This window comes from Carboxylicivirga linearis (genome assembly GCF_018271995.1).
GTDB classification, from domain to species: domain Bacteria; phylum Bacteroidota; class Bacteroidia; order Bacteroidales; family Marinilabiliaceae; genus Carboxylicivirga; species Carboxylicivirga linearis.
The window spans coordinates 1-13,346 of record NZ_JAGUCO010000025.1; the positions used below are offsets into that span (position 1 = coordinate 1).

The 13,346-nt window shown below is 39.1% G+C and carries 8 protein-coding genes; 1 reads left to right on the forward strand and 7 read right to left on the reverse strand.

Annotated elements, in window-relative coordinates:
* Positions 1–876: 876 nt before the first annotated feature.
* The 7 genes from KEM10_RS19850 to KEM10_RS19880 form a co-directional block, all read right to left on the reverse strand.
* Positions 877–2,784, reverse strand: a complete 1,908-nt coding sequence (locus KEM10_RS19850) for a sensor histidine kinase (protein WP_212218618.1) — start codon at positions 2,782–2,784, stop codon at positions 877–879.
* A 561-nt stretch (positions 2,785–3,345) separates the two neighbouring features.
* Positions 3,346–4,245, reverse strand: a complete 900-nt coding sequence (locus tag KEM10_RS19855; RefSeq protein WP_212218621.1) for a hypothetical protein — start codon at positions 4,243–4,245, stop codon at positions 3,346–3,348.
* 108 nt (positions 4,246–4,353) lie between these two features.
* Complete coding sequence (locus KEM10_RS19860) at positions 4,354–5,385, reverse strand: hypothetical protein (protein WP_212218624.1); 1,032 nt, start codon at positions 5,383–5,385, stop codon at positions 4,354–4,356.
* A gap of 237 nt (positions 5,386–5,622) precedes the next feature.
* Complete coding sequence (locus KEM10_RS19865; RefSeq protein ID WP_212218627.1) at positions 5,623–7,035, reverse strand: efflux transporter outer membrane subunit; 1,413 nt, start codon at positions 7,033–7,035, stop codon at positions 5,623–5,625.
* A gap of 4 nt (positions 7,036–7,039) precedes the next feature.
* Entirely contained in the window at positions 7,040–10,201 is a 3,162-nt protein-coding gene (locus tag KEM10_RS19870; protein ID WP_212218629.1) for an efflux RND transporter permease subunit, read from the reverse strand.
* A 15-nt stretch (positions 10,202–10,216) separates the two neighbouring features.
* Positions 10,217–11,275, reverse strand: a complete 1,059-nt coding sequence (locus KEM10_RS19875) for an efflux RND transporter periplasmic adaptor subunit (RefSeq protein ID WP_212218633.1) — start codon at positions 11,273–11,275, stop codon at positions 10,217–10,219.
* A 92-nt stretch (positions 11,276–11,367) separates the two neighbouring features.
* Positions 11,368–11,802 (reverse strand): MarR family transcriptional regulator, encoded by a 435-nt coding sequence (locus tag KEM10_RS19880; protein ID WP_212218636.1) that lies wholly within the window; start codon positions 11,800–11,802, stop codon positions 11,368–11,370.
* A 316-nt stretch (positions 11,803–12,118) separates the two neighbouring features.
* Between KEM10_RS19880 and KEM10_RS24810 the strand changes: the two genes are divergently transcribed.
* Positions 12,119–13,309: a BamA/TamA family outer membrane protein gene (locus KEM10_RS24810; RefSeq protein ID WP_212218639.1), complete on the forward strand. Its 1,191-nt coding sequence runs from the start codon at positions 12,119–12,121 to the stop codon at positions 13,307–13,309.
* The last annotated feature ends 37 nt before the right edge of the window (positions 13,310–13,346 follow it).

Sequence of the window (13,346 nt, forward strand, 5' to 3'; positions counted from 1 at the left end):
TCCTGCGGGTGCCCCATCTGCGGAACCAAATGGACTAAGGCCTGTTAATTCCATTCCATTCATTAATAAAATCCATTGTAAACTTATTGATGGTTGAAAACCAAAAGTTAACCTATTGCTGGTGCGGCGGGTGTCCACGAATGGCGCGGGCTTTTGGAAATAGGGCCCTTGTTCGGGCCGGACTGTGGGTAGACTATTTCGGAAAGGCAGCATTCGTGGTGAATTTTCTTTGCTACCTTTCTTTGTTTGGCAGACAAAGAAAATTGATTAAAAAGAAAAAAACCTTGTCCTTACACTCATTTTCGGCCTCATTAGGGATGATTATTAAATAGCAGTAGATCTTTAGTAAGACCGGGAAGCTCGGAGCTTGCCTCCGAGATCACCCGGCCGCGCTTAAGAGCTACAATAGTAAATGATCAGCGCTAATGCAGCCGCGGCCTTTTTTGTTTACTTTTTTTGACTGTTGAAAAAAAGTAAAAGCCCTGCCGGCTTGAGGCATAAAAAAATCAAAAGAAGAGCTAAACATTATGATGGCCCTTAATGCGACACTTGAAAGAAAAAAGCAAAGCTATATGCTAGCATTGTGTGCATCGAACAATAAAGCGTTAAAAGAGTAGCTCCTTACAGGAGAAGGTCGGGATAAGGTGTTTAATACGAAACGTTGTACCTGAAAAAGGAATCAATGGTGTACATTAATTAATTCATTTACTAGGTTATGCCATTGTTTACATGCAACTCCGATGGAGTTGTAATGAAGAGGCCTATCTTTTAATATTCTATAGATATACAACTTCTCTGAAGTTGATAAACTATCCCCAGAGGGGATATATATTTATAGATCTGTTAATTAACATTGTAGATTGACAGGTGATTGCACTATCCCTGGGAACCGGAATCTTGATCTTCCTCCAACGGTAGTTTAACAAAGAACTCAGAACCTAACCCCTGCTGCGATTCTACCCATATCTCACCTCCCATCATCTCAACAAAAGATTTAGATATCGACAGTCCAAGTCCCATTCCTTCTGTTCCGTTCTTTGAGCTACTTTCCACTTGTATAAAGCGATTAAAAATCACCTTTTGCATATCTTCGGTAATGCCTATACCCGTATCCTTAACTTTAAAAAAGATATATCCATCAGAAAGATAACTAATCAATGTAATGGATCCCTTACTGGTAAACTTAAACGAGTTACTTAACAAATTGGTGAGTACCTGTTCTAACTTCATCTTATCAATATATGCCAACACCTCTCCTTCAAAGTTTTTCTCGCAGGTAAATGCAATTCCTTTTTGTTGTGCCAATGGCTTAAAAAAATAGTATACACCATCAAGTAACTCATTAATACTAACGTTAGCCCTGTTAATAATAATCTGATTTGCTTCAATCTTGGAAATGTAAACCAAATCATCAATCAGATGAAGCAGTCGATTGCCACTCTGATGTATAACATCCATAAACTGATTAACCTCATCGGGTGATAGATTACTGTTTCTAACCAACTCGGTAAAACCAATAATTCCATTCATTGGGGTTCTTATCTCGTGACTTAGGTTAGCCAGAAAGGCTGTTTTCAAACGGTCGCTTTCTTCTGCCTTTGCCTTTGACAATTCAAGCTCTTTATTCTTATTCTTTATTTCTATTTCGGCCCTCTTACTCTTTCGATATAAATACCCCAGTGTAAGCACAACCAGCACCAGCGACACTATTATAACAAGTAATGTGGTGATAATTTTTTTGTGAGCCTGCCAAAATGAGTCAGGCTGATTTAACACAACACTTCCTTTGGGTATTTTATCTATTGATATCTGATGTTTAACTAATTGTGTGTAATCAAACTTATAAAACATCGGACTGCCCGAAACCGCTATATCTGATGCTTTTTCACCACCCAGTATTCGATTGGCAATATCTGCTGCTGTTGATCCCTGATAGAAAGGAGTTGTTATTTTACCACCTACAACACCCTGACCAACCACATCCCAAATACAATAGATAGGCAAAGAAGTAACAGAAGACACAAAACTGATACTTTCATCACTCGAAATAAATCTGCCATCAGGCAGTCGCAGGTAAATGGCCCATATCACAACCGTGTTTTCCTGTTTTTGAGTGAAGTATTCTTCTATTTCATCCGGTTCCTTATTAATTAAATAATCAATCGAAATTTTATCCTTATAATTGGGTTCGGCTCTTTTCATCCTCGCAATTAAGGCTTTTCCCGATTCGGTTACATCAGATATAACTACCACCTTTTTTGTAGTAGGATGCAGTTTCATGATCATATCCAGGTTAGCCGGCACATCATATGTCTCATACACACCGGTAAAATGTTGTTTCCCTTCTATGCGGGAAGGATGAAAATCAACTACCCCACAAAACGAAACCGGCACCTCCGGGAAGATATCATCGCGATACATTAGCATGAAGTTTAAAGCATTATCATCACATGCCAATATCACATCAATCTTCACCTTTTTATATTTATACAGGTATATATCTTTTAAATGGGTATAGTAGGTAGAATCTGAACATCGTTTGGTGTCCATATACTCAACATACAATTCGTACGATTCCTTATCGCCCATTTCGGAGAACACTCCTCGCATTATTTCATCAGCCCAATGATAGTTTTGATGATAAGCATTTAGTATAAGAACATTCTTCTTTTGATGTTTTTGGTTTAAGCCGGAGAGATCGAAGCTTTTAGAAGCACTATTTGCCTGCCCTGTTTGTATAAATGCAAACAAACACAACAGTATTGTGAAACAAAAACTTCTCATTATTAGCTATTAAGAGTGTTATCTATCTGGGTTATCTTAATTAAAACAAATTTCGCGCACTTATAACCAACTAGCTACACTCCCTATACACAATTTTTTCAATGTATAATATGATGGTTGAAAAATGCTTAAAATGCCTTAATCATCGAAGTAATAAAAGTAACAAATAAACTACTAATGACCTATATATTTTGAGGGCAGGCTGTTTTCATTCCATTAACGACTATAAATGCAACTAAAGGCAAAAAAAGGTTGGCAGAATAGTAATTACATGGTCATCCGATAAAAACTAAACACTAATGCAAATCAACAATTCAAATTGTTTTACTGCAAAGTTCAACCCACATTCGGGGTTGTATCATTAGTCAAATAGTCACCCCGTGCTCCGCACGAGGCTATTATTGTTAATGTCCTTCAGACATTTTCAAATCCAGAATGGATTTAATATAAATAGCCATGGGTGGAACCCGTGGAATATGAACGTATTATAAAGGAACCCCAAAGTGGGTTCAACTGTTGATTCGCACAACAAACCACTAACTACTGACTACTGACTACTGACTATAAACTAAATATATAACCTAACGAAAACCGGATATATGAAGTGTTGGGGTACGACTCACTGTCGCCAACTGTACGTGGAATATTATAGATATATGAAAGTTGCATATCAAAATTACCCCAGTTTAAACTTATTGGTAAGCGAAGCTGAGTATTCAATAAGGTAAAAACATCGCGATAAAAAGTACCTACCTCTTCATTAGTTGAGGGATCGAAATAAGCCTCGTTCAACAAAAATTCAGCAGCCTCAGAACCAAAGAAAAGCGACACTTCGGGCTCTAATCGCAAATAATTATACTTGCCAAATTTTGTTAGATACACATATCCATAGGTATTCCACGAGAATTGTTGACCCACTTCCTGACCAACCAATAACGATCCATCAAACCGAGTGCCCAACGATTGGTTTTTAATGGTGATACCGGCATTGAAACTGCTATTGTAGATGGGATCAAATTCAGGATCATTAACATGAAATAAGAAATAATCGGCCGAAAAACGATACCTGAGAAAAGGATGTTTCTTTAATCCTTTGCCAAAGCCGACGGTAAGGATGGTACTGCGGTAATTCGGATCCAGCTGACTATACCAGCTTCCCGATAAACCGGCAAAGAAACCGGACGAACTCATATAATAAAGTTGCCCGGACAGATTGGATTGATAATCTCCGTTCTCTCGCCCGGCATAATAAGTGCGGTTGCTCCATGAGCTGGATAAATACAAAAAATGAAAATTCTGCTTTACATCAAACAGATCCATTAAGTCATCATCTTCAAACAAAATATCGCTTAAAAGAGAATCAACCCTTTCCACTCTTTCTTTATCCATAATATCGAGGCGTTGCGCATAGCTTTGAAAAGATAAAAATGCTAGTAATAGAAGAATGACAGCTTTTCTCATGATAAGCAATTCAGTAATATATGTTGCAGATGTTGTTATTAATACATTTGTTTTTAAACGATAAAAGAAGAAGCTGCCTTACCGGTAGCCTCTTCTTTATATTACAGATTATTTTCCACCGGTCCCATTCCCAGATCCTCCGTTTCCTGAACCACCGGGTGTTTCTTGTCTTATTTCTTGTCTGCTTCTTTGACGAGTGCGTTCTTGAATAGCATTAGCTGTTTCGCTGTTTTCACCTTGTTGAATGCGCTGACGGGCTTGCTTTTTCTGTTCTGTTGTCAAGCTATTACGAAACTGTTGACGATTTTCTGCCTGCACCTGAGTCTGTGCCTGCATCATCTCTTTTTGTTCTTCCGACAAACTGGCTTTGATAGCTTCGCGCTTTTGTTCGCGAGTCATTTCACCATTTTCAAGAATGGCTAATTGTTCATCGCTAAGCGTTTTCATAAAAGTATTTCTGAACTGACGGGCACTGGCCTGATTCTGTTTTAACATAGCTTGTTGACCTGAAGAAAGATTGGCATAGTTAGGATTACCAATGCGGTCTCTGTCCTGATCCGGGTCTTGATCACCTATAGGACCATCATCACAAGATCCATCTCTTAGTCTGTCTTGATCCGGGGTGCCATCCTGATCACCTGTACCTGATTTCAATGCTGCGGTTGTTTGATCGTCTTGACCAGAACCATCTTTCTTTTGATCTTTGTTTCGGTCTCTGTCCTGATCCGGGTCTTGGTCTCCTATCGGACCATCATCACAAGATCCATCTTTAAGTCGGTCCCGATCCTGATCTGCAGTACCTGCTTTTAATGTTGCAGTGGCTTGATCGTCCTGTCCAGAACCATCTTTTTTCTGATCTTTGTTTCGATCTCTGTCCTGATCCGGGTCTTGGTCTCCTATCGGACCATCATCACAAGATCCATCTTTAAGCCGGTCCCGATCCTGATCTCCAGCCTCAGCTGTTAATGTTGCTGTAGGATCAACTGTACAAGAACCATCTTTCTTTTGATCTTGTATCGGATCTTTAATCTGATCCTTTTTCTGATCTTTAGTTTGGGTTTTAGTTTGGGCGTTTACATTCGGTATAACTACTAAAACGGCCAAAATAAATACCGCGATCATCCGTTCAAGTGTTTTCATAACTTTATATTTTTAATGAGTGTTGAATTGAATTACATATACTAACCGAATGAAAACTTCAGCACCCTACCACTAAATTTCGTTTTTATCCATCACTTCTCTTTAGTATGCACATTATCAACCACAAAAAGTTAACTTTTTAACAAAAAAAATCCCCGACAGCACACATTGTCGGGGACAAAACCTACCTCAGTAGGTTACACTACATCAACTATCAAAAAAAAAGACAATACGTCTTTACTTGGAGCCTCCACCAAGAGCTTTGTACAGACTCACGCAATAGTTTAACTGCTCCAATTTATCGCTTATCCGATTTAACTGTGCTGTTAATAAACTACGCTGAGCCGTCAACACTTCTAAATAATTTGCTTCTCCGGCCATTAACAGATCATTGGTAAAATCAACAGCTGTTGTTAAAGAAGCTATTTGCTTGCCGCGCAATTCGTTTTTAGCAAGCGATGCTTTAAAACCAAACAACACATCAGACACTTCCTGTCCTGCTGTTAGTAAAGTATTTTCGAAAGTAAGGGCAGCCTCGCGCTGTTGCGATTTGGCTATTTCCAGATTACTTCGCAATTGTCGATTATTAAATATGGGTTGCGTGATACCGCCAATAATGTTGGCCGCAATATTCTCAGGACTAAAAAGGTCAGAAAAGGTACTGTTGCTATACCCCAACGAACCACTGCTGATAGTAAAAGACGGATATAAGCTTGCCTGTGCTGCATTAGTTAGTTCATACGCCATTCGAAAGGAAAGTTCTGCCTGTTTTACATCTGGTCGTCGAGCCAACAACTGCGACGGAACTCCATATTGCATTTCATCAGGAACCTGTTGCATTCCTATGGTATTGCGTTGTACCTCTCTGGGTTTACGCCCCAGTAATACACACATAGCATTCTCCACCTCACGAATCTGACTTTTCAGCTCAGGAACCGAAAGTTGCGTGCTATACAACAAGGCATTGCTTTGTTCTACAGCAGCACCATTTTGCATACCTGCTTCCTTTAAAGCCTGCATAGCAACAGCATTTTCGCTTAACAATTTGATGGTTTCTTCCGTAATCCTCAACTGCTCATCCAATGCAGTAAGGGTATAATAATAATTGGCAATACCTGCCACCAGGTTAGTTTGCACCATCACAGCATATTCCTGACTGTTTAAATAGGCTGCCAATTGAGCTTTTTTCCGACTATTCAATTTCCCCCATACATCAATTTCCCATGAGGTAGATAAGCCTAGCGTAATATTATTAGCTTCATAACCCAGCACATCTTTCCCTCTGTCGCCAGCACTGAAACGGGTATATTCCATTTGTCCACCTGCGTTTAATGTCGGATACAGGGCTGCCTTGGCCATCTTTAAACCCGATTGCGACTGATTGATTCGCTCCATGGCCACCTTCATATCAAGGTTATTAGCCAGACCTTCCTCAATCAGACTTTTGAGCTGATCATCGCTAAAATATTCGCTCCACGAAAGATTAGCAATGGAGGTGGTATCGGTTATATCTTCTTCGGTGCGGTACAAACCGGAGGTATCGGTATTCAATCCCCCCAGGTTTTTACCGCTCTTACAACCGGTGTGTGCCAGACTAACCCAAACTAAAAAGCCCGGCAACACCATGTATTTATATATTTTATTTTGCATTCTGTTATTCTTTATCATGATTATCGTCACTTAGGTCAGTTGCAAATGCTTTTTTACTTACCTTTTCCTGAAGGCTCTGGAACAGGATAAACAAGGTTGGAATAACAATAATTCCAATGAGTGTTCCGATTAACATACCTCCGATTGCACTAATACCAATTGATTTATTACCAATAGCACCGGCCCCTTTAGCCACAGCTAACGGAAGCAAACCAAAGATAAATGCAAAGGAAGTCATCAGAATAGGTCGTAAACGAGCTACGGCACCACTCACGGCTGCTTTAACAATATCCATTCCTTGTTTTCGTCGTTGCAAAGCATATTCCACAATCAGAATAGCATTCTTTGCCAGCAGGCCTATCAGCATAATTAGCGATATTTGAACGTAGATGTTATTTACAATACCACTTCCGTTCATCATCGAAAGGAAGATGAAGATAAACACACCTGCCAAACCAAAAGGAAGTGAGAAGATAACTGCCAAAGGCAATAAATAACTTTCGTACAATGCCGATAATAACAGATACACAAACACCAAACACAGCAAGAAGATAATAGCTGTTTGACTACTACTGTTCACTTCTTCACGCGTCATACCCGAGAAATCGTAACCATATCCGGTTGGCAAATCTGTTTCGCGTATAGCATTCAACACATCACCCGAACTATATCCATCCATAAAATTAGGTATGATGGTTATATCCATACTGGTAAACAGGTTAAAACGGGTTAAGGCTTGCGGACCCGTTACATCGTTTATCTTGATAAACTCTGTTATAGGTGCCATATCACCACTTCCGGTCTTCACCATCAGATGATTCAGATCTTCCAATTTGGTCCTATACTCTGGATGTGCCTGAACCATTACCCGGAATTGCTTTCCATACAGGTTGAAATTAGATATATACATACTACCAACATAAGCCTGCATGGTAGTCATAACATCACTTAGCGTAATTCCGGCATCTTTTATTTTTGCCACATTGGCCTCAATCTCTTTTTGTGGGAATCGTGGGTCGAACGTGGTCATGGCCATCATCACTTCCGGACGGGCACGTAGCTTTGCTAAAAATTCGTTGGTTACATTAAAGAAGGTATTTACATCACCTCCGGTACGGTCCTGCATCTTCAGCTCTACCCCACTACTTAAACCAAATCCCTGCAAGGTTGGTGTGCCAAAAAACAAGAAGGTAGCATTGTTTATGCTATCAGTGCGCTGCTTTAAGATAGCAGCCACATCACTGGTTGTAATTTCACGCTCGTTCCATGGATCCATTTTAATGATAAGTGAACCATATGAACTACCCGCTCCGCTTAAAAAGCTTATACCACTTAAGCTGGTTACTGTATGAACATGTGGGATTTCTTCAGCAATACGAGCTACTTCATTTACTACACTATCGGTACGCTCCAATGAAGCACCCGGGGCCAGGGTAACCATTCCCATTACACCTCCACTATCCTCCTGCGGCACAAAACCGGTTGGTATCATTCCAATAAGCATATAAAAGATACCTCCAAAAACAGCCACTAAAGCTACTGTCACCCATCGGTTTCTTTTGCGCCCCATAAAATTAAGGGTCTTACCATATTTATCGGTCATAGCATTAAAGCCCATATTGAAATAGTAGTAAAAACGCTGGATCAGATTTCTATCTTTCAATTCAGGCATATGATGTGCTTTCAGAAAAATGGCACACAATGCCGGACTTAATGTTAAGGCATTTACAGCGGAAATAACAATGGAAATTGCCAATGTCAAACCAAACTGTTTAAAGAAAACACCACTGGTACCGCCAATAAAACTTACCGGAATAAACACTGCCGACATTACCAAAGTAATAGAAACAATGGCAGGAGCAATCTCACTCAATGCCTTAATAGTAGCTTTGCGGGCATCTTTCTCACCAGCGTCCATGTGGGCATGCACCGCCTCTACTACCACAATGGCATCGTCTACCACAATACCAATTGCCAATACCAGGGCAAAAAGAGTTAAAAGGTTAATTGAAAATCCGAAGATTAACAAGAAGAAGAAGGTTCCGATAATGGCAACCGGTACTGCAATAGCCGGTATAAGGGTTGCTCTGAAATTCTGTAGAAATAAAAACACTACAAAAAACACAAGTACAAAGGCTTCGAGCAAGGTATGCAATACTTTTTCGATGGATGCATTTAAAAACTGACTAACATCCATTTGAAAAGTGTATTCGATGCCGGGAGGAAGATCCTGCTCAGCATCTTTCATTACAGCTTTAACTTCATCGATTACATCCTGTGCATTAGAACCGGCAGTTTGACTAATACCAATCAACACAGCCGGCATTCCATCATTTAAGGTATTTACACTATATGATAATGATCCCAACTCAACATCCGATACATCTTTCAGCTTTAATACTTTCGCATCTGTTGATCGGATAATGATATTTTCAAATTCTTCTGCAGTTTTTAAGCGGCCGGTATATCGTAATGCATATTGAAAAGACTGATTACTATTAGCACCCAGTTCTCCCGGTGCAGCTTCAATATTCTGATCACGCAAAGCAGCTATTACCTCCGTTGGAGTAATTTGATATGCTGCCATCTTACCCGGATTCAACCAGACACGCATAGAATAGTCTCTGGCACCAAATACACTGGCTTCACCTACACCGGCAACCCTTTTAATCTGAGGAATGATATTAATATTGGCATAGTTTTGAATAAACTCACCATCGTAATCGTCGCTATGTGAAGATACTGCCAGGAATAAGATACGGCTACTTTGTCTTTTTTGTACTGTAACCCCCACTTGCGTTACTTCAGAAGGCAATAAACTGGTTGCCTGCGACACCCTGTTTTGTACGTTCACCGTTGCAATATCAGGATCTACACCTTGTTTAAAATAAACATCAATACGAGCAGAACCTCCGTTAGAAGCTGTAGACGTCATGTAAGTCATTCCTTCCACACCATTTATTGATTCTTCCAAAGGAATGATTACACTATTTAATACAGCATCGGCATTGGCTCCACTATAGGAGGTAGCAACCGATACCGTTGGTGGTGCAATATCGGGATATTGCTCTACCGGGAGGGTATAAATACCAATTACTCCCAGCACCACAAAAAGTATGGATATGACCGTTGACAGAACCGGTCGTTCTATAAATGTCTTTAACATTATGTGCGATTTAGGTTATTGAATCTGTATTTCCATTCCATCTTTTAACGTACTTACACCGTCTGTTATAATCTGGTCGCCACCTTTAAGGCCGTCCAAAACAGCATAATATTGTCCGTTGGGAGTTGATTTTACAGATATTACTTTTTGCTTTGCTTTTCCATCTTCGTACTTAAACACCAACACTTTATTCTGCTGACTGAAGGTTGATTTCTGAGGAATTAAGAAAACATCTTTCATGGTTCGGGGGATGATAACCTGACCACTGGTACCACTGCGCAGCAAGCCATTCGGATTATCAAATACAGCTCTGAAGTTAACCGATCCGGTGTTTACATCTACCACGCCCGAAATGGTTTCAATTCGTCCTTCATGCTCATATTCACTACCATCGGCCAGCATTAACTTTACTGATGGCATGTTTTTGATTTTCTCAGCCTGTGTATCCCCTTCCCAGCTTCTCATGTACTGAAGCAACTCTTTTTCGTTCATCGAAAAGTAAGCTACCACATGTTGTGTATTAGCAACCGAAGTAAGCACGCTTGAACTGTTCACCAAACTACCTAAGCGGAAAGGTAAAGTGCCCACAATACCATCTACCGGACTTTTTACTTTTGTCCAGCTTAAGGTTGCCTTTGCACTCTCATAAGCAGCTTCGGCAGAACTGAAAGCATTCTCGTAAGTTTGTAATAAAACATTACTGATGATTCCTTTATCAGCTAAAGGGCGCATCCGTTCCACATCCAATCTTGCGGTATTATAATTAGCTTCAGCTGTTTCAAGGTTTTGTTCTGATACAGGAGAGTTTATTTCAAACAGTACCTGCCCCTTTTTTACAATCGAACCTTCGTCAACATACACAGCTTCAATAAATCCATCAATACGGGGTTTAATCTCAATATCAATCTCACCCTGTAACACAGTGGGAAAAACAGTGTGTAACTCCACATCTTTGGCTGCCATTTTTTGCACCGGATATGTTTTCACACTAGATTGATTCATACTTTGAGTCGGTTTCTGCGAACATGAAACCATTATGAAAAACCCAAATACTCCAAGAGCTATCGTTTTCATTTTCATGTCAATTATCTATTTATTTTTATTAAAAACACATAGTTGCACTTGTCGATAGTTTACTTTATCAACTTTTAGAGTAAAAAAAACTTTTATAACTCTTGAGCTCTGCTCTTAACGTGCGAAATAACCTTATAGAAACTATTAACCTCTTCTTCTGTGAGTCCTTCCAACAATTTTTCCGAAATTAATTGCTCTTCCTTATAAAATAGGTTAGTAAGATCTCTTCCTTTAGTTGTTAAATTAATAATATTTCTTCTTCGGTCGTTTAAATCTGTTGTTCTCGCAATTAATGCGTCTTTCTCTAACACATCAACTATTCTAAGTACTAGCGACTTATCTTTATTCATAAATTCAGCAATATCCTGCTGAACCATATCCTGCTTCTTTTTAAATGCTAATACCATTAAAACAACCCATTGATCAAAAGTATAATGAAATCCTAATTCATTCATCCTGGCAATCATTAACCGTGGAAATATTCCACGCATACTGCCAATTATCATTCCTAATGGGTGTATTTCCATTCTGATTTTATTAATAATACAAAGAAGTATATATTAGTTGACATTTACAACTATTTACATTTTCATTTAATTTAAATTAACAAATATCTTTAAAGACTTACGAAACATCATTCTTTACAACCTACTATTATCCTGCTCATTAATCAACACTTACACCTACCTGAGATAAACTATACCAATTAAGGGTCAATCTAAATTTCAACTATAATTTAGAATTACACATTAAATTTTCAGCTATTTCGTTAAGGAAACCAATATATATTGAACTAATGCTCTTAAAGCCTTAGCTTTGCCGCTAAATATTAAACTTTTAGCAGTGAAATTATTAACAACAGCTTTGTTTCTATGTATTGTTATGTCTTCTGTTTTTGCCCAGAAGGATACTTTAAAAACTGAAGACAAAAAGGAAGAAATTCAATTTGACGAGCATGGCCAACGCATTTTTGATGATGTTAAAGAAAGAAAAGGAATAAAATACCGGTTTATACCACTACCTTCTTATGAACCTTCAACTAAATGGGGGATTAATATTATAAATGTTTTAACCTATTATCCTTCTAAAGGAGATTTGGTGTCTCCACCATCATCATCAGCCATTTTTGGTAATATTACAACCAATGGTTCAATGCTGGGAGGAATAAATCAGCGTTTGTTTTTAAACGAAGATACCTGGCGTTTAACGGGAATGGCATTGTTTGGTAAGATCAATCAAAACATGACTTTATCGGAAAACCCGATTGCTGAAGATCCTGTATATGAAAACGCTCGTATCTCATCTAACATGACCTACATTAGTGTGATGGCAGAACGTAAAGTGTACGACCGATTGTACGCGGGAGTAGGTTACATATACTCTGGTCGTCGTATGGAAGGGCGCGACGACAGGTCAACTGAATTACTACAGGCAAACAGTTTTAGTGAAGCTACTGAAGGTTTTAGCGGATTAAAATACGTTGCCACATGGGATAACCGCGACAATATTAACTATCCATACAAAGGTGTTAGAGCTCTGGTATCAATGGAACAGATGTTGGGCGATAATGCTCCTAACATATACTACGCCGATTATCGCCAGTTTTTTACCTTGGGAAACAATGTAAGCAATATACTGGCTATTCATGGAACCGGGCGTTTTATTTCATCTGATGCCCCTCGCAGCTTCTGGTCTAATTACGGAAGAAGTGGAGCCAATGTGCAACGCGGATATGAAGTTGGTAAATATATGGATCGTAACCTGATAAGTATGGAAGCCGAATATCGTAAAGAAACCCCATGGTTAAATCATAAACTGGGATTTATTGGTGCAGTTGGTATGGGTAAGGTTTTTGGTGACGGTAATGATGCAAATAACTTATCAAACAAGTTTAAAGATGCGCCATGGCTTCCTACGGTAGCAATTGGTGCACGATATAGAGTAATGGCCTACGAACGCTTAAACGTGAAAGTTGATTATGCCGTGGGTAAAGATGGTGGTGTTGTTTATTTTGGTATAACCGAAGCTTTTTAAAGTCAGATACATTAAGATAAACAAAGAGGTTGTCCCA